Annotated in this window: 26 protein-coding genes; 23 read left to right on the top strand and 3 right to left on the bottom strand. The window is 35.8% G+C overall.

Annotation, left to right across the window (positions count from 1 at the left end):
* Positions 1 to 28: 28 nt before the first annotated feature.
* The 23 genes from NBX25_RS09205 to NBX25_RS09095 all read left to right on the top strand — a co-directional run bounded on the left by NBX25_RS09205 (position 29) and on the right by NBX25_RS09095 (position 21,037).
* Positions 29 to 1,159, top strand: a complete 1,131-nt coding sequence (locus NBX25_RS09205; RefSeq protein WP_250253433.1) for an FAD-dependent oxidoreductase — start codon at positions 29 to 31, stop codon at positions 1,157 to 1,159.
* Between the two features lie 83 nt (positions 1,160 to 1,242).
* Positions 1,243 to 2,454, top strand: a complete 1,212-nt coding sequence (locus NBX25_RS09200; protein ID WP_250253432.1) for a DUF763 domain-containing protein — start codon at positions 1,243 to 1,245, stop codon at positions 2,452 to 2,454.
* A gap of 264 nt (positions 2,455 to 2,718) precedes the next feature.
* Positions 2,719 to 3,309 carry a Crp/Fnr family transcriptional regulator gene (locus NBX25_RS09195; protein ID WP_123911085.1) on the top strand — a complete coding sequence of 197 codons (591 nt, stop codon included), beginning with the start codon at positions 2,719 to 2,721 and terminating at the stop codon, positions 3,307 to 3,309.
* Between the two features lie 77 nt (positions 3,310 to 3,386).
* On the top strand, positions 3,387 to 3,809 hold the full coding sequence (locus NBX25_RS09190; protein ID WP_250253431.1) for a VOC family protein: 423 nt from the start codon (positions 3,387 to 3,389) through the stop codon (positions 3,807 to 3,809).
* A 13-nt stretch (positions 3,810 to 3,822) separates the two neighbouring features.
* Complete coding sequence (locus tag NBX25_RS09185) at positions 3,823 to 4,284, top strand: DinB family protein (protein ID WP_123911087.1); 462 nt, start codon at positions 3,823 to 3,825, stop codon at positions 4,282 to 4,284.
* A gap of 169 nt (positions 4,285 to 4,453) precedes the next feature.
* On the top strand, positions 4,454 to 4,978 hold the full coding sequence (locus NBX25_RS09180) for a DinB family protein (RefSeq protein ID WP_250253430.1): 525 nt from the start codon (positions 4,454 to 4,456) through the stop codon (positions 4,976 to 4,978).
* Positions 4,979 to 4,981: 3 nt separating this feature from the next.
* Positions 4,982 to 5,758 carry an alpha/beta fold hydrolase gene (locus NBX25_RS09175; protein WP_250253429.1) on the top strand — a complete coding sequence of 259 codons (777 nt, stop codon included), beginning with the start codon at positions 4,982 to 4,984 and terminating at the stop codon, positions 5,756 to 5,758.
* 83 nt (positions 5,759 to 5,841) lie between these two features.
* On the top strand, positions 5,842 to 6,273 hold the full coding sequence (locus NBX25_RS09170) for a VOC family protein (RefSeq protein WP_250253428.1): 432 nt from the start codon (positions 5,842 to 5,844) through the stop codon (positions 6,271 to 6,273).
* 75 nt (positions 6,274 to 6,348) lie between these two features.
* On the top strand, positions 6,349 to 6,762 hold the full coding sequence (locus NBX25_RS09165) for an SRPBCC family protein (RefSeq protein WP_123911091.1): 414 nt from the start codon (positions 6,349 to 6,351) through the stop codon (positions 6,760 to 6,762).
* Between the two features lie 17 nt (positions 6,763 to 6,779).
* Positions 6,780 to 7,037, top strand: a complete 258-nt coding sequence (locus NBX25_RS09160) for a helix-hairpin-helix domain-containing protein (protein WP_164464475.1) — start codon at positions 6,780 to 6,782, stop codon at positions 7,035 to 7,037.
* Between the two features lie 424 nt (positions 7,038 to 7,461).
* Positions 7,462 to 8,328 carry a VOC family protein gene (locus tag NBX25_RS09155; protein ID WP_250253427.1) on the top strand — a complete coding sequence of 289 codons (867 nt, stop codon included), beginning with the start codon at positions 7,462 to 7,464 and terminating at the stop codon, positions 8,326 to 8,328.
* A 48-nt stretch (positions 8,329 to 8,376) separates the two neighbouring features.
* On the top strand, positions 8,377 to 9,210 hold the full coding sequence (locus NBX25_RS09150; protein ID WP_250253426.1) for an SDR family oxidoreductase: 834 nt from the start codon (positions 8,377 to 8,379) through the stop codon (positions 9,208 to 9,210).
* Between the two features lie 82 nt (positions 9,211 to 9,292).
* Complete coding sequence (locus NBX25_RS09145) at positions 9,293 to 9,721, top strand: SRPBCC family protein (RefSeq protein WP_123911094.1); 429 nt, start codon at positions 9,293 to 9,295, stop codon at positions 9,719 to 9,721.
* A gap of 52 nt (positions 9,722 to 9,773) precedes the next feature.
* Positions 9,774 to 10,232 carry an SRPBCC family protein gene (locus tag NBX25_RS09140; protein ID WP_123911095.1) on the top strand — a complete coding sequence of 153 codons (459 nt, stop codon included), beginning with the start codon at positions 9,774 to 9,776 and terminating at the stop codon, positions 10,230 to 10,232.
* A gap of 102 nt (positions 10,233 to 10,334) precedes the next feature.
* Positions 10,335 to 10,793 (top strand): DoxX family protein, encoded by a 459-nt coding sequence (locus NBX25_RS09135; protein ID WP_250253425.1) that lies wholly within the window; start codon positions 10,335 to 10,337, stop codon positions 10,791 to 10,793.
* A gap of 169 nt (positions 10,794 to 10,962) precedes the next feature.
* A complete protein-coding gene (locus NBX25_RS09130) occupies positions 10,963 to 12,969 on the top strand; it encodes a S9 family peptidase (RefSeq protein ID WP_123911097.1) in 2,007 nt (668 codons plus the stop codon).
* Between the two features lie 586 nt (positions 12,970 to 13,555).
* Positions 13,556 to 14,110 carry an RNA polymerase sigma factor gene (locus NBX25_RS09125; RefSeq protein ID WP_228412785.1) on the top strand — a complete coding sequence of 185 codons (555 nt, stop codon included), beginning with the start codon at positions 13,556 to 13,558 and terminating at the stop codon, positions 14,108 to 14,110.
* 11 nt (positions 14,111 to 14,121) lie between these two features.
* On the top strand, positions 14,122 to 14,454 hold the full coding sequence (locus tag NBX25_RS09120) for a hypothetical protein (protein WP_123911099.1): 333 nt from the start codon (positions 14,122 to 14,124) through the stop codon (positions 14,452 to 14,454).
* A 92-nt stretch (positions 14,455 to 14,546) separates the two neighbouring features.
* On the top strand, positions 14,547 to 14,804 hold the full coding sequence (locus tag NBX25_RS09115; RefSeq protein WP_089735915.1) for a hypothetical protein: 258 nt from the start codon (positions 14,547 to 14,549) through the stop codon (positions 14,802 to 14,804).
* A gap of 257 nt (positions 14,805 to 15,061) precedes the next feature.
* Positions 15,062 to 15,637 carry an alpha/beta hydrolase gene (locus NBX25_RS09110; RefSeq protein WP_250253424.1) on the top strand — a complete coding sequence of 192 codons (576 nt, stop codon included), beginning with the start codon at positions 15,062 to 15,064 and terminating at the stop codon, positions 15,635 to 15,637.
* A gap of 417 nt (positions 15,638 to 16,054) precedes the next feature.
* Complete coding sequence (locus NBX25_RS09105; RefSeq protein WP_123911101.1) at positions 16,055 to 16,702, top strand: J domain-containing protein; 648 nt, start codon at positions 16,055 to 16,057, stop codon at positions 16,700 to 16,702.
* A gap of 623 nt (positions 16,703 to 17,325) precedes the next feature.
* A complete protein-coding gene (gene gcvP, locus NBX25_RS09100; protein ID WP_250253423.1) occupies positions 17,326 to 20,184 on the top strand; it encodes an aminomethyl-transferring glycine dehydrogenase in 2,859 nt (952 codons plus the stop codon).
* 157 nt (positions 20,185 to 20,341) lie between these two features.
* Positions 20,342 to 21,037 carry an aspartate/glutamate racemase family protein gene (locus NBX25_RS09095; RefSeq protein WP_123911103.1) on the top strand — a complete coding sequence of 232 codons (696 nt, stop codon included), beginning with the start codon at positions 20,342 to 20,344 and terminating at the stop codon, positions 21,035 to 21,037.
* A gap of 145 nt (positions 21,038 to 21,182) precedes the next feature.
* On the opposite strand, the gene NBX25_RS09090 is transcribed toward NBX25_RS09095, so the two are convergent.
* From NBX25_RS09090 to NBX25_RS09080, 3 genes are all read right to left on the bottom strand, one after another.
* A complete protein-coding gene (locus NBX25_RS09090) occupies positions 21,183 to 21,356 on the bottom strand; it encodes a hypothetical protein (RefSeq protein WP_164464477.1) in 174 nt (57 codons plus the stop codon).
* A 75-nt stretch (positions 21,357 to 21,431) separates the two neighbouring features.
* On the bottom strand, positions 21,432 to 22,196 hold the full coding sequence (locus NBX25_RS09085; protein ID WP_250253422.1) for a YggS family pyridoxal phosphate-dependent enzyme: 765 nt from the start codon (positions 22,194 to 22,196) through the stop codon (positions 21,432 to 21,434).
* A complete protein-coding gene (locus NBX25_RS09080; protein ID WP_123911105.1) occupies positions 22,193 to 22,912 on the bottom strand; it encodes an AAA family ATPase in 720 nt (239 codons plus the stop codon). The genes NBX25_RS09085 and NBX25_RS09080 overlap by 4 nt, the downstream gene beginning before the upstream one ends.
* Positions 22,913 to 23,070: the final 158 nt, after the last annotated feature.

Genomic DNA, 23,070 nt, shown 5'->3' with positions numbered 1-23,070 from the left:
TGTAGAGAAATTAATACACTACAAAATTATGATATTGAAAAATAAAAAGATAGCAATTATTGGCGCCGGGCCTGTTGGTTTGACAATGGCTGTTTTACTCAAGCAGAAAGGAGTGGAGGTAACTGTTTACGAAAGAGATAAAGATGCAGATACAAGAGTTTGGGGCGGAACACTGGACCTTCATCAAAACTCAGGGCAAGAAGCAATGGCACGGGCAGGATTGCTTGACAAATACTATACTACTTCCATTCCTATGGGAATACATATTGCGGACGAGCAAGGTAATCTGCTATTGACCAAAAAAATTACCCCTGAAAATCAGCACGACAATCCTGAGATTAATAGAAATCATTTGAGGGAAATGTTACTTGATGGGCTGGCAGACAATACCGTAGTCTGGGACAGAAAGTTTACCGGTATGGAAGAAGACAACGGTCAATGGTTATTACATTTTGAGAACAAACCCAGTAGTATTGCGGATTTGGTCATCGGTGCCAATGGCGGAATGTCTAAAGTGAGGCAATATGTAACAGAAACTGAGATAGAAGAGACCGGGACTTTTATTATCCAGGGAGATATTCCGCAACCTGAAATCAATTGCCCGGAATTTTATCAATGGTGTGACGGAAAAAGACTTATGGCAGCTTATCAGGGTAATTTATTAGTAGTGAATCCCTATAATAATGGAGCGCTTACTTATGGAGTAATATTTAAAAAGCCCGATGAATGGATTTTGAACAATCTTCCTGATTTTCAAGACACAGATTGGGTAATCCGGTTTCTTTCCAATAGATTTTCTAAATGGAGTGATCGTTATCAACAATTATTTCGTTCAACTTCTTTTTTCGTCGGATTACCCACAAGAGTAATCCCATTAGATAAACTTTGGAAAAAGGACCGCCTTTTACCGGTAACACTTATCGGAGATGCAGCTCATGTAATGCCTCCTTTTGCAGGACAAGGCGTAAATACAGGATTGATGGATGCATTAATTTTATCAGATAATTTAACCCAGGGAACCTTCGAAACCATAGAAGATGCTATTGCAGATTATGAGCAAAAAATGTTCATTTATGCGAAAGAAGCACAAATGCAGTCAGGGAAAAACGAAATAGAAATGCGTGATCCTGATTTTTCATTTACAAAATTGATTAAATAGTTATCGTTTTAAGGTTTTCATTACTGAGTCAAATCATTAAAATTTAAGATTAATAATGCTACCTTTACGTTTTTAAAATAGAAATGAAACGTTCAGGAACCGCAGATTTACCCCTTCACTATGGCAAAGTACCGCCATGGCTTTATGAACGGATGTCTGTTCTCGGACTTTCCATTGTTGAAGCTATTCTGACGGATTATGGTAAAGATGAGGTGCTTCGTAGATTAGCAGATCCGTTTTGGTTTCAAAGTTTTGGTGCTGTGATGGGCATGGATTGGCATTCTTCAGGAATAACCACTTCGGTAATGGGAGCTTTGAAACGTTCCATTAATCCTAATTCCCAATCACTCGGACTTTATATTTGTGGCGGAAAGGGGAAATTTTCACGAGAAACTCCGTCTGAATTGATTCAAATTGCAGATAAAACAGGCTTAAATGGGCATGAACTTGTAAAAGCAAGCAAACTTTCAGCAAAAGTTGATAATACAGCGATTCAGGATGGCTATCAGTTGTATCTGCATAATTTTATTCTTTCAGATAATGGAAGCTGGAGTGTTGTTCAGCAGGGAATGCACGAATCTGATGGTACAGCAAGACGCTATCATTGGCATTCCGGAAACATGACCTCTTTTGTAGAGGAGCCTCATACCGGAATTAACGGGGTTTCAAGAGGACGTATTCTAAACCTTACGGATGCCGAGGCAGCGGAAAACCGGAAAGGAATTCTGGATATTTCTCACACGGATTCTATAGACGTTATGAAAGATTTTTCAAGATTGATTCTTCCTGCTCATCACGATGTTCAGGCTTCCGATGTTGATCTTAAGCGTTTGGGTGCACTTTTATATATTACCCGTGAGCAACAGCCTCAGAATTTTGAAGATTTACTGATGCTAGAAGGAGTTGGACCAAGAACCATGCAATCTTTGGCTTTGGTGAGTGAGGTCATTCATGGAGCTCCATCAAGATTTACCGATCCAGCAAGGTTTTCCTTTGCTCATGGAGGAAAAGACGGACATCCGTTCCCGGTTCCAATCCATGTATATGATGAAAGCATTGGCATTCTCAGAAAAGGGATTGAAAAATCAAAACTGGGAAATTCAGATAAACTCAATACTTTAAATAAGCTTCATCAAATAGTAGCCAGCGCTGAAAAAGATTTCACTCCGGATTTTGATATCCAGGAAGTCATTGAAGAAGAACGTCAGAATTCATGGCGTTTTGGAGGGAAAACAGTGATGGGAGATGCTCAAAAACTTAGTTCTCCTAAACCCATCCAGCTCTCTTTATTTTAATGAAGATAAATTAACCATTGTTATAATAACAACAAATCTCCATAATAACCATTTTTCTCCACCGGAGGGATGTCAAATCGTGGACTTGACAGGGGGGTATTCTCCATTACTTAAAGCAAGTGTTTAATTGTTGGAGTTACTTAAATTATCGTTATTTCAGTGAACTATATGGTGTCAAATAACGGTTTAGTTATATTGTTTAATAATTATTGCTTTTAATTCAATTAAAAAAATTATTTTTAAAGTCTTAAAAAAATTGACCAGATGACTCACAAATCACTTGAAATATGTTACGATTTTCCTTTTTTTCTTCAGGAAGAACTTGATGAAATATTTCAGGCTCACGAAAAGAAATTCTTTCAAAAAGGTGATTTTATTCTTGAAGAAGGCAAGATGGCTAATGAATATTATATTCTGGATAGCGGATTGGCCCGTTCATTTGTAAATGATTTTAACGGAAATGAAGTGACTACTCATTTTTTCGTGGAAAATGAGGTGATTATTGAGGTTTTATCTATGTTTCAAAGAATTCCCACTCAGGAAAATATTGTTTGTATTACAGACTGTGAATGCTGGAAACTGGATTACGATACTTTTCAGGAACTTTTTCACAAAATTCCCAATCTTAGAGAATGGGGAAGAGCCTGGATGTCTAAGGAACTTTTTGATTACAAGCAACGGTCTGTAGAAATGTTCACCCTTTCAGCTACCAGAAGATACCTGAATCTTCTGGAACAGAAACCCAAAGTAATACAATTTGCTCCATTGAAGCAGATTGCATCCTACCTTGGAGTAACCGATACCTCCCTAAGTAGAATTCGGAAAGAATTAGTGTCTCATCCCAAGAAAAATTAAATCTTGCCTTATGACAAGTTGATTTTCACGATACCTTGGTAATTTTGGATTACAGTTTAACACCAAAATTATTAAAAATGAAAATCAGTCAAATCTATGTCAATTTACCTGTAAAAGACGTACAGAAAACCAGAGAATTCTGGACAGAGCTTGGCTTTTCAATCAACGAACAGTTTTCAAATGATAAAGCAATATGTGTAGTGATGAAGGAAGATCATATCTACACCATGTTTCTGAGAGAAGTTTTTTTTCAAACCTTTACCAATAGACCTTTTGCAAAAGGGGATACAACGCAGGTACTTCTTGCTATTGGAGTAGAGAGCCAGGAAGAAGTTAATCAAATGGTAAACACAGCTATCAAGAATGGGGGATCCAAATACAGTGAAACAGTAGATTACGGTTGGATGTACCAAAGTGCTTTTGCTGATATAGACGGACATCAGTGGGAAGTAATGCATGCTGATCTTTCTAAGATGCCTACAGAAATTCATCAATCATAATATCGAATTTGAGATGGAAGCGAAATCAAATGAGATAACATTGGTACAACACCAGGTAAGTGTTACCTATAAAGTGATCTCAATCAATATAGAAGGAATTACCCATGAGGAATCAATGATTTTTCCTAATGGTGAAGCCAATTGTATGAACTGGGTGTTAGGACATTTAATTGACGTAAGAAATGGTTTGTTACATATTCTGGGAGAGGATTCAGTATGGAATGGAGAACCATTTTCAGCTTATAAGAGAGGGGTTATTGCTTTAGAAAAAAAAGATGAGTTTGTAGATTTTGAAGAATTAAAGTCATATCTGCAAAAATCTCAGGAAAAACTGGAAGCAAAATTAAATACCCTTGATAGGTTTAATCCTGAAAATATTAATGATATTGCAACACTCTGCTTTCATGAGAACTATCACTCCGGACAGTTGGGATATATTCGCAGGCTCTTGGGTAAATCAGGAGGAATAAAATGATAGATCAGTAAAAAGCCTCTTGATTAAGCTTAAAAATCTGTGGTATCTGGGAGAAAAATATATCCATCATTCAATTTTATCGTAGATAAAAACTCCTGCACTTTAAAAGCAGAAAGCTTGTCAATGCACCCTTTCATTTTTCTTACTTTAATATCAAAAAAACAAAATAATGGACACACCAAAATCAAAAAAAGTAGAACTCGTTATTCCGGCTTATAGAATGCATACCCAAAGCTTTATCAATGTTTTGGATGGTATTTCGGAAGAAGATGCTTTGAAAAGAATTGAAAACAAAACCAACCATATTATCTGGATGGCAGGAAACTTTGTGAATATGCGCTACGGCTTAGGCTGGGTGCTTGGGCTTCAGGAGCAAGATCCTAATAATGATTTGTTCTTTCAGGGGAAAGCATTGGACGAAAGCTTTACATATCCAACACTAGAAGATTTGAAGAAAAATTTTCATGATATTTCTGAAAAAGTATATCAGAAGTTATTGGAGGTAACCGATGAAGAACTTGATGAAATCTTTGAAATAGGGATGAATATTCCTTTTATTAAAGAAACCAAGCTCAATTTTGTTGGTATGTGCATTGGTCGGGAAGATTATCTCTGCGGGCAAATAGGTTTGATGCGCAGAATTTTAGACTATCCGGGAATGAAGTATGATGTGGATGAAAATATTAAATATTAATCTATGAATCCATTAGAAAAAGGATATAAGCAAGTCAACGGGATCCAGATGTATTATGAAATCTATGGTTCAGGAAAACCCCTGGTTTTAATTCATGGTGGAGGTTCCTCTATTCTCTATGACTTTAAAGAAGTCATTGCAAGGCTGGAAAATGAATTTCAGCTTATTGGAATAGATCTCCAGAATCATGGGCGAAGTGAACACCGTGATATTCCTGAAACATTTGAACAGGACGCTGATGATGTAGCAGCACTTTTGAAGGCCCTGAATGTTGATAAAGCTTCATTCTGGGGGTTCAGTAATGGTGGAAATACCGTAATGCAGATTGGGCATCGTCATCCCAAAATTGTAGAAAAACTGGTTGTGGCTTCAGCGTTTTATAAAAGAAACGGAATGATGGATGGCTTTTTTGAAATGATGAATGAAGCTACATTTGACTCCATGCCGGAGCCTTTCAAAATCAACTTTTTGAATCTAAATCCAGACTTTTCTAAACTGGAAAATCTCTTCGAGAAGGATAGTAAAAGAATGCAAACCTTTGTAGATTGGAGTGATGAAGTGCTCAGCTCCATACAATCACCTACCTTATTTATTAGTGGAGATAAGGATGTGATGAAACCGGAACATACCATAGCAATGTGGAGGCTGGTAGAAAATTCACAATTAATGATCCTTCCTGTAGGACATGGAACTTATATGATGGCTGATTTTGATGGCAGCCTCAATGAAAATTTAGTCAACTTTACTATAAAAGAAGTTGCAAATTTTTTAAATAATTAAACAATTACAATACGATTGAGATTTGTCTAAGGGGTGAACCATTCGTACTTCAAATAAACAATAACATTTTAAAATTAAAAATCATGGCAAAATTAAATCCGTACCTAAATTTTGATGGAACCGCTGAAGAAGCTTTCAATTTTTACAAATCCATTTTTGGTGGTGAATTCGTAGGTGAAATTCATAAAATGGGAAATGCTCCCGGTACTGAAAACCTTTCTGAAGAAGAAAAAAACAGAGTAATGCATATTGCTCTTCCAGTGGGAAGTGATCTTTTAATGGCTTCTGATATTGTTCCTAGCTTCGGGCAGAAGCTGAATGTAGGAAATAATAATTATGTTTCCATTTTCCCGGACTCTAGAGAGGACGCAGACAGAATCTTTAAAGGGCTTTCTGAAGGTGGAAATATAGAAATGCCCATTGAAGATCAGTTTTGGGGAGACTATTTTGGAAGTTTTCAGGACAAATATGGTGTTCATTGGATGATAAACTATAATAAAGAATACACGAAATAATCTTATATTTAACTAAATTATAAAAAGAGATGCCCGTTTTCGGGCAGCTCTTTTATTCAATCAAAAAATTAAACTATGGATCCAATTAAAATAGACATTACCATTTTAGCACCGGTAGAAAAAGTATGGAATTATTTCAATGAACCCAAGCATATTACCAAATGGAATTTTGCCCATGAAAGTTGGCATTGTCCAAGTTCTGAAAACGATCTGAAGGTAGGCGGAAAATTTAAAAACAAAATGGAAGCAAAGGATAAAAGCTTTGCATTTGATTTTGAAGGGGTTTATGATGAAGTAACACCTCATGAGCTCATAAAATACCATATGGAAGACGGGCGTAAAGTAGAGGTGATCTTTGATAAGATTGATGAGAATACTACAAAAGTTATCGAAATTTTCGATCCGGAGAAACAAAATTCTGTGGAGATGCAGCGAGATGGCTGGTATGCTATTCTCAATAATTTTCATAAGTACGTTGAGAACCATTAAAAATACGTTGTGTCGCCATGATCAATTTAGTTATCATGTCAAAGAGTTTGAATTCCATATATGCTGTAAGCTATGATCCTGAGGAAGATTTTCTACTGGGAGTTATTGCAGTACCTGCAAGAAGAGCTTTGAAGAAGGAAAAAATAGATTCTTTGGAAAAACTATCGGATTATTCTGAAAAAGAAATACTGCAGCTACATGGTTTCGGGAAAAATGCAATGATGAAGCTAAAAGACTATATGAAGGAGAATCAGATGTGTTTTAAGGAAGCATAAAAGTAAAAAGCCCTGAATTTTATCGTGTCGTTGTGAATAGATAGATGCAATTCTTTTTGAGCACAAGGACATTGGATTTGCTTTGCTTTATGCATGTAATTTTTTACCATGAAACTTACATCATCTCTATCATTCTGGATGGAGCGGAGTATAATGAAGAATCTCAAGAATAATCTCCCGCAGATTTCACAGATTTCGCAGGTTTTTATAAATATGTTCAGCTAGATTTGCTTAATCTGCAAAGTGGAAAAAATAAAGAGTGTCTCTGTTATTCTGAATAAAGCAGAGCATAACAAAGATTCTTAACCCAGAAAAAGATCATAAAATCTACAGTTTCTACAGATTTTATGAATAAATTGTCTACAAAATAAATTCTATCATTAAGAAAGAATAAATATAAAATCAACCTTTAAAATTTAAACTTATGAATAACGATATTTTTCCATGTCTCTGGTATGACGGAGACGCCAAGCAATCCGCAGAATTTTACTGTAAGGTTTTTGGTGGCGAAATTACGGCAGATACTCCTGTGGTAATGAACATTGATTTGTTCGGACAAAGATTAATGCTTTTGAATGGTGGTCCTCATTTCAAAAAGAATCCTTCTATTTCATTTATGGTAATCTGTGATTCCGAAGATGAGGTGCAAAAATATTGGGATCAGTTACTGGAAGGGGGGATGGCTCTTATGGAACTTGGGTCATATTCATGGAGTAAGAAATATGGATGGGTTCAGGATAAATATGGGGTGACCTGGCAATTATTTTTAGGAGAAAAAGCACAGGAGCAGAAAATAGTTCCTACTTTGATGTTTATTCATGAAAATAATGGAAAAGCCAAAGAAGCAATGGAGCTTTATACCCAAACATTCCCAAATTCAAGCATTAGAAATATTTTGAAATATGGTGATGGAAGTGAAGGTCATTCTAATCCTGAGCCAACAGAAAATGTTCAGCATGCCAATTTTGTTATTGATGGTTACTCTTTATTCTGTATGGATAATTCTTACGATCATCAGTTTGATTTTAATGAGGGTATTTCACTTGTTGTGATGACCGATGACCAACAGCAAACCGATACTTACTGGAATGCACTTACCTCAAACGGAGGCAGAGAAAGTATGTGTGGTTGGTTAAAAGATAAATATGGGTTAAGTTGGCAGATTGTGCCTAAAAGGCTGATTCAACTAATGAACGATCCGAATCAGGAAAAAGCCTATCAAGTGGTACAGGCGATGATGAAAATGCAGAAAATTATTATTCAGGATTTAGAAGACGCTTATAATTCTTAAAGATATTTCGGCTTATTGTTTGATGCTATGTAGAGAAAAGGTTTGCTTATGAAAACACAGAACAAATCACAATCTAAGTCGAGCGTCCCTAAGGAAGGGCAGTTTCCGGAAATTATCCGGGACGACTATCAGGGAAGTCAAAAGTTATTAAATAAGAAAGCCGTTATTTCCGGAGGTGACAGTGGAATAGGCCAGGCGGTGGCCGTTCATTTTGCAAGGGAAGGAGCAGATGTTGCCATTATCTATAAGAAAAGTGATAATGATGCCAAAGAAACCAAAAGACTGGTAGAAAAAGAAGGCAGAAAATGCCTTTTGATGAAAGGTGATCTTACCAGAAAAGTGTTCAGAACCCAATGTGCTGAAAAGATTAAAGAATCATGGAAGAAGATTGATATTCTTGTTAATAACGCTGGAATTCACACTTCAAAAAATAGTCTGGAAAAAATATCTGATGATCAGATTCAAGAGACATTTGATACCAATATCATTTCTATGATTTCTTTTACCCGGAATTTTCTTACGATGATGAAAAAAGGAGGTCGGATTATTTGTACCACTTCTGTTACCGCTTATCGGGGAAGTGATCATTTGATTGACTATGCTGCAACAAAAGGAGCGATCTTATCCTTTATTCGTTCATTGGCCGATAATCTTGCTGAAAAAGAAATTTTGGTGAACGGTGTTGCTCCGGGGCCTATATGGACGCCGCTTGTAAAAGAAGCATTTGATGATCTTTCAACATTTGGGAAAGATACTCCGCTGAAGCGTGCTGGTCAACCATCAGAAGTAGCTCCGGCTTATGTTTTTCTTGCTTCTAAAGATGCCAGTTATATTACAGGTGAGGTAATTCATATTAATGGCGGAGATTTTGTTGGAGGTTAAAAGGTATACTTATGATCTTAGCGTATTCATTTTGGCTACCCAATCATTAAATTTAAAAATCACTTAATATATTTAATACATTATGGAACAATTATCATATGAATTAGAAATCAATGCAGAACCTGAAAAAGTATGGAGTGTCCTTTGGGGAGATATTACCTACAGACAATGGACAACGGCTTTTACAGAAGGTTCTTTTTATGAGGGAGAACTGGAAGAAAATAACATTATAAAATTCTTAGACCCTAAACATAACGGGATGTACAGCCGTGTTGAAAAAGTGATTCCCAATGAGGAAATTAAATTTCTGCACCTGGGAGAAATTTATGAAGGAATTGAAGTCGCTAAGGATTGGGGTGATGCAACGGAATCTTATTTCCTGGAAGAAAATGATGAAGGAACACTATTGAAAGCAGTCATTAAAACTCCGGCGGAGTTTAAAGATTTTTTTGAAGAAAAATTTCCCAAAGCGCTGAATATTATCAAACACCTTTCAGAAAATCAGCTTTAAAGCAATGCTCATTTAAAAAGTAAAAAGACAATCAATCACAAAATTTTAAAATATGGAAACCCTATCATACGAAACAATAATAGATGCTCCTTTACAGAAGGTATGGGATATTCTCTGGAGTCCTGAAACGTACAGCCAATGGACAAAATACTTTGGTGCCGGATCTTCTGTTATGAAATCCGACTGGCAGGTTGGCGGAAAGACTTATTTCCTTAATGAAAAAGGAGATGGAATGGTTTCTACCATAGACAGCCTGGAGGAACCCCATCAAATTGTTTTTAAGCATTTGGGAATGACCGAAAATGGAGTAGAAGACACACAAAGCAAAGAAGTTATGGAGTGGAGCGGTTGTTTTGAAAAATATTTTCTGATAGATTTTGATGGGAAAACTAAGCTTCACACTGAAGTTCAGGTAGACAGTGAATGGCGGGATCATATGGAGACAGGATTTACAAAAGGATTGATCGTTGTGAAGAGTTTGGCTGAAGGGGGAAATCTCAGCTCAGTATAAAAGAGTTTGGATTTTAAGATTAAGGAGCTGTAATTGTGTATTTTGCAATTTTTGTTCCTTGTTTCCAATCTCTTTATCTATTGTGTATCAATTCAAGAAAATATGAAATTATTAGTAATTCTTTTCGGGACATTTATATTGGCTTTACTGGGAACCATGCTATTTCAGGGTAAGCCGGATCTTTTATTCTCAGGGAATCTTGGAATGGCGGTTTTTATCCTATTTACAGGATTCTCCCATTTTAAATTTCAAAAGGGAATGGCAATGATGATTCCGGATTATATTCCTGCCAAAATATTTTGGGTGTATAGTACCGGGATTTTGGAGATTGCTGCAGGAATAGGCCTTATGATTCCTGCTATTCGTGAAATGACAGCTGTTTTGCTGATTATTTTCTATATATTGGTTTTTATAGCCAATATCAATTCATCCCAAAAGAAGATTAATATTTTTAAAGCAGATTACACAGGTCCGGGGATGCAATATCTTTATAAACAGAGAATTCCCATGCAGATCATTTTAATAGCATGGACCTGGTATTTCGGAATTTATCTACATTAAATGTATAGGCAGTCTTCAGGACTGCTTTTTTATTTTAAAACAGTCATAATAAATGTTAAATATTGTAACATTTATTGTTTTGAGTTGTCTTATATATAAAGAATCTGATTTTTTATTGAGTAAAATATTGAATTGGGGAATCTGTTTTTTAATTTTAAAAACGTAAGTTATGAATCTAAATTACAAAATTTTCGGTACAGCTTATATTGTACTTTCTTCTATTATGATAAATGCACAAAACTCCGCAGCTAAACTTCCGGGAGATCCCACGCTTCCATCTACAAAAGCCAATCTTGAGAAACTGGTATCCTACGATAAAGGAGACTTCAAATATAAAGTAGAAGATTATTTTGCAAGGCCAAAAGCTTCAGCATTTAAAATTTCTCCCGATGGGAAATACCTTTCTTATAAGGAAAAAGATAAAGACCGTAAAAATCACGTATATGTTAAAGACCTGAATTCTGGGAAAATTACCAAGGCTATTGTTGAAAAAGATGATTTGATAAAAGCGTATGGCTGGCTGAATAAAAGTCGTTTGTTTTATACTCAAGATAAAGGAGGAAATGAAAATATTCACTTATATGCAGCAAATGTAGACGGAACAAATCTTAAAGATTTAACCCCATTTGACGGAATTACATTGGGAGAGATTAACCCGATAAAAGATACCGATTTCGTTGTGGTCACCATGAATAAAAATAATAAGCAGATCTTTGAACCTTATAAAATCAATTTTGTAACAGGGGAAATGACTCAGCTGTATGAAAATAAAGATGTCAATAGTCCTATTGATGGGTATATTTTTGATAAAGACGGAAATTTAAGAGGATATAGTGTTCTTGAAAACGGGCTGACTACTAAAACTTATTACAAAGATTTGCAGACAGGAAAATTCAATCTTCTGAAATCTGCAGACTGGTCGGATACCTTCAGCATTATCAGGTTTAATGATAATTCTAAGAATAAAGATGAAGCTTATGTAGTGACCAATCTGGATAGTGATAAGACAAGAATTGTTTTGTATGATCTTAAGAAAAATGCAGTAATCAAGGAAGTGTATGCTAATCCTGTGTTTGATGTGAGTTCGATAAGTTTAGCAGGTAAAAACAGAAATTATGAACTGGATTACATCAGCTATGAAGGTTTGAAAGGTGAGACAGTTCCCGTAAGTAAGTTTTATAAGGAAGTTGATGACAAATTAAAAGCCCAGTTTGGAGATAAAGAGTTTAGTATTGTTTCGTCAGACGATAATGATGATAAACTTTTGGTAGTGGTAGGAAGTGACAAATTATACGGAACTTACTATGAGTATGATACCAAAACCAAACAGACAAAACTTCTTTATAATCTGATGCCACAGCTGAAAGAAGAAGATATGGCTGAAATGAGGCCTATTGAATTCAAGAGTAGAGACGGATTAACCATTCGTGGGTATATTACACTACCTAAAGCGGCTTTGGAAGGGAAAAAAGTTCCTTTGATCGTAAACCCTCACGGTGGTCCTCAGGGAATCAGAGATCATTGGGGTTTCAATCCGGAAACTCAATTGTTTGCAAGCCGAGGGTATGCCACGCTTCAGGTGAATTTCAGAATTTCAGGGGGATATGGAAAAGAATTCCAAAAAGCTGGCTACAAGCAGATCGGAAGAAAAGCTATGGATGATGTGGAAGATGGAGTAAAATATGCGATCAGCCAAGGTTGGATAGATAAGGATAAAATAGCAATTTATGGAGGAAGCCATGGAGGATATGCTACTTTAATGGGATTGATTAAAACTCCGGACCTATACGCTTGTGGTGTAGATTATGTGGGAGTATCTAATATCTTTACTTTTTTTGATTCCTTCCCGGAATATTGGAAGCCTTATAAAGAAATGGTAAAACAGATCTGGTATGATTTGGATAACCCTGAAGAAGCTAAAATTGCTAAAGAAGTATCACCGGTATTTCAAATTGATAAGATTAAGAAACCTTTATTTGTGGTACAGGGGGCGAATGACCCTAGGGTAAATATTAACGAGTCTGATCAGATCGTAAAAGCAATGCGGGCAAAAGGATTTGAAGTTCCTTATATGGTAAAATATGACGAAGGACATGGATTTGGAAAAGAGCCTAACAGAATCGAATTGTATAAATCTATGTTAGGATTTTTTGCTGAGAATTTCAATAAAAAATAAACAGGCAATTTTAATAATTTTGGAAACGGAGGATATGATGTCTTCCGTTTCTTTTTTATTATTGCGAGTGTAGCGAAGCAATCTTTTTAGAAATTGGATGCTGAGGTTGGAAAACGCAAGGACGCAAACTTATTGACTAGCTTTATACTTTTAAGGTACAGGAGTTTTATCTGTGATAAAATTGAATGATAGATATGTTTTCTCGCAGATCTTACAGATAACGCAGATTCTTAACGTCATAATTTTGGATAAAGAGTTTTATATTATAGTAAAGTTTGTCTTTTCAAGGATGAATTTGAAGTGAATACAAATATAAAATCTAGCCCTGATAGCAGCGGTTACCCCACAGCATGTATGGAATAAGCTTGGGGCGAGGAGTATGAGCGGATAGCAGGAAATAGCTCCCCCGAAAAATGGATAATCAGCAATGAGCAGTAAATAATGAGTGGCTGATGCATAAACAAAAGAAATAAAAGCCCGATGAATAAAAGAAAAACCGAAATTCCGGAAAAATATTTTAAATTTATTAAAGTAAAACCAAAAGGATAGCCGTCATATCAGTATGGAGGTTGTCGAAAAAATAACAATGCCACAAAAGGATAAAGAAAGCATCATCTCACAAACCGTTTCCAACTACGGAGGGAAGCTGATGTCTTATATTCGTCCTAAAGTGAAAAACACGGAGGATGCAGAAGATATCCTGCAGGAAGTGTGGTATCAGTTCAGCAGTATTACCAATCTTTCTGAGATTGTGAATGTTGGGGGCTGGCTGTACAGGGTAACGGCGAATAAAATTACAGACCGTTACCGTAAAAAGAAAACAGAAAATCTTGAGGATTTCGTCTATGAGGACGAAGACGGAAGTTTTTCCATCAAAGATATTTTATTGATGGATGAAAGCGCAGGTCCTGAAGTAAAGATGTTTCAGGATGAGATCTGGAAAAAACTGTTTGAAGCATTGGATGAACTTCCCGAAAAACAAAGGCTGGTCTACGTAGAAAACGAACTCAACGACAAAACCCTCCAGGAGATCGCCGATGAACAGGGAGAAAACATCAAGACTATCATCAGTAGAAAAAACTATGCTGTGAAGCACCTGAGAAACAGATTGAGAAAATTATACGAAGATTTAAAAAGTTAGAAAAAGAAATTATGAATCATAAACACAAAAAGGGCTGGATTTTTTTATTGTTATGTCCGCCATTAATTCTCTTAGCCGTTACCTGGATCGTAATGTCGCTTTGGAATTGTCTTCTTCCTGAAATTTTAGGGGTGAAATCTATTACTTACTGGCAGGCAATGGGTATCCTGATCTTAAGTAAAATCCTTTTCGGAGGTTTTCATTTTGGCAAGGGCATGCGAGACTTCAAAGAGCGAAAAATGAGACAGAAAATGGAAGGATTATCGCCTGAAGAGAAAGAAAAATTTAAAGAAGCCTGGAGAAACAGATGTTCCGGAGGATTCTTCAACAGAAATAACGAATAATTTAAAAAATTTTAAAGAAGTAGTAAAGTAAAATTAAAATTCATTCGTCTTTATAAAAAACAAGAAGTAGTAAAATTTAAAATTTTGAAAAAATGAAAAATTCAGCATTAAAAGGTGCTCTTGGAGCACTAGCCGTTGTGGGTGTAGCCTTAATCGCTAAAAAAGCTGCCCAAAGAAAAAGATTTATCAGAGGTATTTTTGATGAATATGGAATCAAAGAAAAATCTCCTTTCGGATTAGCCGATAAGATCAGAGAAATGAATGATGAGGAGTATCAGGAACTGAAAGGGAAATTCAAAAAAGAATTCAGTTCAAGATGCTGCAAAAAGGATAATACCTGTGAAGCATAAAAAGTAAAAACTAAATTGAAATTGTTAAAATTCGGGATCGGGAAGCAAAGCTTCCCGATCCCGAATTTTTTTTTATTTTAAAATAAGTCAAATCGTTAAGAAGGATTTAAGAATGTTTTGGCAGTGAATTTATTGATTAAATACTAAATTTGTTTTCTTTTTATTAAATATTTTATTTTACGATTATGACACCGAAGAATATTTTCATCATTATAATCGCTTTTTTTTCTATAAGTGTTTATGGGCAGAAATCTGAATTGAAAAATAAGCAATATATTTTCTTTCTGCACAATAAATTTTTGGAAGAACATCCTTCTGATGAAGCCCATCCTAAATATGGTATTGTGGAGTATGAAAAAGTACTTCATCAATTGAAGGATAGTGGCAATGTTATTCTTTTTGAAAAAAGAAAGCCCAATACTGATCCGGCCGTATATGCTAGGAAAATAAAGAAACAGATTGACCGCCTGATAAAAAAGGGAGTTAAAGCTGAGAATATTACGGTTGTCGGAACATCTCAGGGCGGTTATATCGCACAATATATTTCCTATTATGAAAAAAATCCGGAGCTGAAATTCGTTTTTATTGGAGCCAGCTTTAAAGATGATTCTTTAGAGAAGGATGAAAATTTCAGGCTGTATGGAAAGATTTTGTCTATTACAGAGAAAACTGATGATGGGCATGTTCCTCTATCTCAGGAGCAGCGATTTATCAGGTCTGAAATTAAAGATTTTAAAGAAATTGAGCTTAATACAGGGTTGAATCATGGCTTTCTGTTTAAAGCTCTTGATGCCTGGATTCTTCCAACAAAAGAATGGATCAATCGTAAATAATATAGAGTAAATACAAGTAATTGACTTTATATGATTTGTTGGAAAACACAAGAGTATAAGACTTTTTTGCCTCGAATACACAAATAAAAAGTATTGTACTTTAAAATATCAATTGAAAAAGCCTTTTCTATGTACCCTTTAGTTTGTAAAAAAGAAATTAAGTTTACAAACTAAAGGGAACATAGATTTTATACAAGTAAACTCATTCGTGGATTAGTGGCCATCAAATAGGCAGTATTCAACTTTTCGCAGATAAGATCCTTGCGTCTTAAAAATATAAAGCCTATTAGTCTTCTTTGCGCCCTTGCGCGTTCCAACAATTACTATCAGACTTTGGAATTGTCAGAAATACCTGCTTATTATTTACGATGAATACAAAGTAAAAAGAAAAATAAATCCTTATTTTTGTATTGTTCAATGAAAGACTACTACTATTTTCTCGGTATACCTCAGGATGCTTCGGAAGAAGACATCAAAAAAGCGTATCGGAAGCTATCTCTAAAATATCATCCCGATAAAAATGATAATGATGATTTCTTTGCAGACCGTTTCCGCGAAATTCAGGAAGCGTATGAAATGTTGAGTGATCCAATCAGGAGACGCAGTTATGATCAGAATTTAGAAAGTCATCAGCGAAGCTTTAGATATAATATTCCTCCTGCAATAAAGACTTTTACAGCGAATAAAATTCATGCAAAAAGAGGAGAGGAGATTATTATCAACTGGCAGACAAGCAATGCTGATGTAGTAAAGGTTTTGCCTTTCGGACTTGAAAAGCCATATGGGGAAAGGATCTTTAAGATCACAGAATTCAAAGATGGAAAATTTCAACTATTGCTTCACGCAACAAACTCATTATTGCATAAAACTGTAGTTCAGGGAATTACTATTACTGAGGTTTTTGAAAATGATACGGACAAATTCAAAAATACAGTGGAGGAAATGTTTAAATCACAACCGAGAACGGAGATCAACAAATCCGGGCAGCCTAAAATTGTAATGCTGTTTTGGGGTGTTATTGTGCTGGTGATCGCTTTATATTTCCTGATAAAGGAGTTTTTTTAAGCCATTTTCTTCCTTCCAGGACACTTTTTACATCTTTTCCCTTTCTTAAATTTTTTGCAGCAAGATTTCTTTTCGCAAAACATCTCTTCATTGTTAAATGCATACACAGGTGCCAAAGGCGGAACTTTAAACGGGACAATCATATTCATGGTGCAAATATATTAATTTAGAATAAATATAATTAATAAAATTTCATAAAATTCTTGAAACCTGATGAATAGCAATACGAAGTCCTATTTGTGAAGGTTGGATTGCCTTAAAACCGTACTCTGTTTTGTATGTGAATTTTCAAATTTTCCATACCAATACTTTTATTTTTTACCTGTTATAAATAAAAACAGATTTTTGCTATTTTAACTTTTACCTGAAAATTTCACCCAATTTCCAATGAATCTTCATTGTCTTATTGATAATAAAATGATTGTATTATTGAATACTATTTGTAGAATTGAGACAATGGCTGTTTAAAATAGATTAAACTTCATACGATTGTTATCAAAAGCTGATAGGTTTGTAATAAGTAAACTATTTAGTGAATTATCATGGAAAATATGCTGTTGTACAATCGTGTAAAAAATTGTAATTTTACCCATCTTTTTACAAACAAAATCTAATAAATAAAAATGAATACAGAACAGTTTGTGAGCCGTCACATTTCCCTAAATGAAGCCGATAAACAGGCGATGTTGGAAAAACTTGGCGTTTCTAGTATTGAAGAGTTAATTTCTCAGACCATTCCTTCTTCCATCCGTTTAGAAAAAGATCTTGAGATCTCAGAGCCACTTTCGGAATACGAAATGCTGAACCATTCTAAAGAATTGGCATCAAAAAACACTGATTATACAAGTTATATCGGTTTCGGATACCACAACACCCTTTTACCATCAGCTATTCAGAGAAATATCTTTGAAAACCCTAGCTGGTATACTGCATATACTCCTTATCAGGCTGAAATTGCACAAGGAAGACTGGAAGCTCTTCTTAATTTCCAGACTGTAGTGTGTGACCTAACCGGTTTTGGTCTTGCTAATGCTTCTTTGTTGGATGAATCTACTGCAGCTGCTGAAGCAATGCACATGTTCTTCAACAACAGAACTAAAGATCAGAAGAAAGGTGAAGCGAATAAATTCTTTATCTCTGACCTTGTATTGCCTCAGACAATCTCTGTATTGAAAACTAAGGCTGAGGGATTAGGAATTGAAATAGTTGTAGGAGATCATAAGACTCATGCATTTGATACCTCTTATTATGGTGTTCTATTGCAATATCCTGGTAAAAACGGAATCGTTCTGGATTATACAGAAAACATCGTAGAATATAAAAAATTAGACCTTCAGGTAGCAGTTGCATGTGATCCGATGGCTTTGGTGAAATTGAAATCACCGGCTGAAATGGGTGCTGACTGTGCGGTAGGTACTTCTCAGAGATTTGGTATTCCCTTAGGATACGGAGGTCCTCATGCAGCATTCTTTGCTTGTAGAGAAGAATATAAAAGAGATATTCCTGGAAGAATCATCGGAGTTTCTCAGGATATGTACGGAAAACGTGCACTAAGAATGGCGTTACAGACTAGAGAACAGCATATTAAGAGAGAGAAGGCGACTTCTAATATCTGTACTGCTCAGGTTCTTTTAGCGGTAATGGCTGGTATGTATGCAGTGTACCACGGTCCAAAAGGATTAAACTATATCGCTGACCAAATCCATTTTAAAGCCAATGCTTTGAAAGGAGGGCTTGCAGCACTAGGGTATCAGGTAGTAGAAGAGCCTATCTTCGATACCGTGAAAATCACAATGCCGGAAGAAGAGAAAGGAAGACTGATGAGAATGATGCAGGATCACAGACTTAACCTTAATTACTTCACAGAAGGGGTTGTAAGCGTTGCGATCAACGAAAGTACTACATTGGAGAAATTAAATTATCTGATGGCTTCTTTCGCTCAGTTCAAAGACAAGCAGACTTTCAAGTTAGAAATCAAAGAAGGATACAGCATTCCTGAAGAAAACCTTAGAAAGGATCAGATTCTTACAGAAGAAGTATTCAACAGATATCACACGGAGACAGAATTGATGCGTTACATCAAACGTCTTGAGAGAAAAGACTTATCATTGACTCACTCAATGATCTCTTTAGGATCTTGTACGATGAAACTGAACGCAGCTACTCAAATGTTGCCGCTTTCATGGGCAGATTGGGGAAGTGTACATCCGTTCGTACCGGTAGACCAGGCTGGAGGATATCAGCAAATGATTGCAGAGCTTGAAAAAGATCTTGCAACAATCACTGGTTTCGCAGGAACTTCATTGCAGCCAAATTCAGGGGCGCAGGGAGAATATGCAGGATTAATGGTTATCAGAGAATACCATATCTCAAGAGGAGATCACCACAGAAATGTAGTATTGATTCCTCAGTCTGCACATGGAACTAACCCGGCATCTGCGGCAATGGCAGGAATGAAAATCGTAGTCGTGAAAAACCTTGAAAATGGTGAAATCGATTTCGAAGATCTTAAAGCTAAAACAGAATTACATTCAGCTAATTTATCAGCTGTAATGATTACATATCCGTCTACTTATGGATTCTTTGATGCTAACATCAAGGAAATTACTAACCTAATCCATGAACATGGAGGACAGGTTTATATGGACGGTGCCAACATGAACGCTCAGGTAGGATTTACAAGTCCAGGAAACATTGGAGCAGATGTTTGTCACTTAAATCTTCACAAAACTTTTGCCATTCCTCACGGAGGTGGAGGTCCTGGAGTAGGTCCAATTTGTGTGGCTAAGCACTTGGTCCCATTCCTTCCTTCCAATGCAAACATCAAAATTGGAACTAAAGAAGCTATTGATGGTATTTCTGCAGCACCTTACGGTTCAGGATTAATTCTAAACATTTCTTATTCTTATATTAAAATGTTAGGAACTGAAGGTCTGAAAAAAGCGACAGGACATGCCATTATGAATGCTAACTACCTTAAGCTGATTTTAGCTGAACACTTCCCAATTTTATATTCAAACGAAAACGGAAGAGTAGCTCACGAATGTATCGTAGATTTCCGTCAGTTCAAATCTTTAGGAATTGAAGTGGCTGATGTGGCGAAGAGATTAATGGATTATGGTTTCCATGCTCCTACGGTTTCTTTCCCTGTTGCAGGAACATTAATGATTGAGCCTACAGAATCTGAAAGCAAGTCTGAAATTGATCGTTTTGCAGAGGCTTTAATCTCTATCAAGCATGAAATTGATGAGATTGCTAACGGACAGGCTGATCCGGCAAATAACGTATTGAAAAACGCTCCTCACACAGAACAATTGGTCATCTCTGATTCTTGGGATAAACCATACAGCAGAGAAAAGGCAGCTTATCCGCTAGAGTGGGTAAGAGATCACAAATTCTTTGCTTCTGTATCAAGAGTAGATGAAGCTTACGGAGACAGAAACTTAGTATGTACTTGTGAGCCGATTGAAGCTTATATGTAATCAGAGTTTTTTCCAGATATAATAAATCCCTCTCAGCAATGAGAGGGATTTTTGTTTTTTTAGATACCATAATTCGGGAGACTTTGCCTTAAACGATCACTTTTTACAAATAGTAAAAGATTATTCACTATCTTTCTTTGTTTAATCTCAAATAAATATGAAAGTAATTGGTTTAATTGGTGGTATGTCGTGGGAAAGCTCGGTATTGTATTACCAGATCTTAAATAGAAAAACACGGGAAATTTTAGGAGGAAGTCATTCTTCTGAGTGTTTGATGTATTCGGTAGATTTTGGTGAAATTGCATTGTTGCAACATCAAGGAGACTGGGAAACCCTTGAGAAAAAGATGATTGCTGCTGCTCAGCGATTAGAGCGTGGAGGTGCTGATATTGTTTTGATCTGTACGAATACTATGCATAAAATGGCAGAAGCAATTGAACAAAATATAAATATTCCTTTACTACATATCGTAGACAGTACAGCAGCAGAAATTCAAAAAAAATCATATACGAAACTGGGAATGTTAGCTACCCAATTTTCGATGGAAGAAGACTTTTTAAAAAAACGATATAAAACGAAATATGGTATTGAAATAACTGTTCCCGAAGAAGACCAGAGAAATGAGGTACATCGGATTATCTATGAAGAACTTGTAAAGGGTATCATTAAAGAAAGTTCAAAACAATACTATTTGAAAGTTATTGGTGAGCTTGTGAAAAATGGTGCTGAAGCCATTATTTTGGGTTGCACAGAGATTGAATTGCTCATTAAGCAAGGGGATGTATCTATAGATCTCTTTGCAACTGCTCAAATACATGCTGAAAATGCAGTTGAGTGGGCTTTAACATCATAATATATAGAGTCTTCAACGGAGAGAAAAGCTTCTGATTTGGACAAGCATCCTACCTAAATAATTCTTTTATTTCTAAGATTTCAAATATAAATAAAGCCACTCCAAAATGGAGTAGCTTGTTGATGTGCTATATTTCTTTCTTTCTTTATCGTCTCTTATAACTGTAAGCCACCAGAATGGCTACTCCCATAGTAAGAACGGTAATCATTGAAATCGTTTCAATGGAGATTCCACTTTTCATCTGTGTGTTTTCTTTTTCACAAGAATAAAAGAATAATACTGTCATCAATAGACAGCTCGATAGTAATTTTCTAATCATAATTGCATTTATTTGGTTATTAATGTTTTATAATCAAAAAGTATACCGATTTTATAGACTATAGGTAAAGTGTTTTTAGTGGCTATTTAAATGATTATTTCTTTTATTGCTGTTTCCTTCATCCCAATAATAGCTGTCCGGATAAATTCTGGCTCCAAATATTGCCGTTCCAATCCGCACAATAGTAGCGCCCTCTTCTATAGCTGTTTCAAGATCACTGCTCATCCCCATAGAAAGTTCATCCATTTCCACATTGGGAATGTTTTCACGAATGATTTCCTGTTGTAGGTTTTTAAGAATTTTAAAACATGGTCTTACCTTTTCTGCTTCTGAACTGAATAATCCAATGGTCATGAGACCTTTTACTTTCAATGTAGGGAATTCGGAGACTTTTCTGGTTAATTCAATAGCCTCATTTGGATCTGCTCCAAACTTACTTTCTTCATTCGAGGTATTTACCTGAATCAAAACTTCGATCGTTTTGTTCTCGGCTGAAAGTCTTTGATGCAGTTTTTCTGCCAGCTCTAAACGATCCAGTGATTGAATACAGATGACATCATATTTTAGAATATCTTTGATTTTATTAGTCTGAAGATGCCCGATAAAATGATTGATGTGGGGAGTTTCTTTTAAATCTTCATATTTTTCCTTCAGTTCCTGAACTTTATTTTCTGCAATAAAGGGTGGTCCGTTTTCCAGTGCTATTTTAATACGTTCCGCGGAAACGGTTTTAGTGGCCAGCAGAAGCTTAACTTCATCAGGATTTCTTCCTGCCTTTTCACAGGCATTTTTAATCCGCATATTGATGACTTTCAGGTTGTGAAGAATGTCTTCTTTCATGACTGGATGGATTCTTTAGCTTCCAGTTTTTGAATTAAAGCTGTTTTTACGGCTGTTAAAGCATGGTCTTTAGCTTCTGCAAATGAAATAGAGTATTTTCTTTCAATCGCTCTCATATCCTCAGGGAATTGGCTGAGCAGGGTATCATAGAAAGTATTCAGAAACTCGGTGGAAGGCATTTCATAATGGATTCTAAGTTGAAAACGTCTTAGCAGAGCCGTATCAATAATCTCAGGGTGATTGGTAGCACACAGTAAAAGCGCGTTTTCGGGATAATAATCAATAAGCTGCAGTAAAGTATTCACCAGTCTTCTCATTTCCCCCACATCTTTATCGTCACTGCCTCTTGCTTTTCCGATCTGATCCAGTTCATCAAGAAAAAGAACAGATCTTTCTCTTGCAGCTTTATCAAAAATCATTTTAATATTTTGGGAGGTTTCCCCAATTCTGGAGGAAACAATATTGCTTAAATTTAAAATGATGATGTTTTTTCCAAGCGCATTGGCAATTGCCTTTGCTGTCATTGTTTTTCCGCATCCTGAACTTCCCTGAAGAAGGATTTTATGATTCACGGGAAGGCCGTACTCCTGAAGTTCCTTGCTGTAAGTATGTTCCTTAATAAGCTGTACAAGCTGATCTCTGTTGTTTTTATTGAGAAATACATCGTTAAGGCTTACCTGGTCTTTATCTTGAATAATAAGGTTGTACAGATTCATGATGACAATTAATAGTTTCTTGAATCTAACAAAGATAAGGCTTTATTACATGACGCAGAGCATCCTGATTGAGAATAAACGGGTAGGCCAGGGAGAGCGTTATTAATGATGAGTAATGAGTAATGAGTAATGAGTAATGAGTAATGAGTAATGGTGTG

It is taken from the genome of Chryseobacterium sp. Marseille-Q3244 (assembly GCF_940807095.1).
Lineage (GTDB): Bacteria > Bacteroidota > Bacteroidia > Flavobacteriales > Weeksellaceae > Chryseobacterium.
The sequence above is the reverse complement of the archived record's forward strand: the minus strand, read 5'-3'. Positions and strand labels throughout refer to the sequence as shown.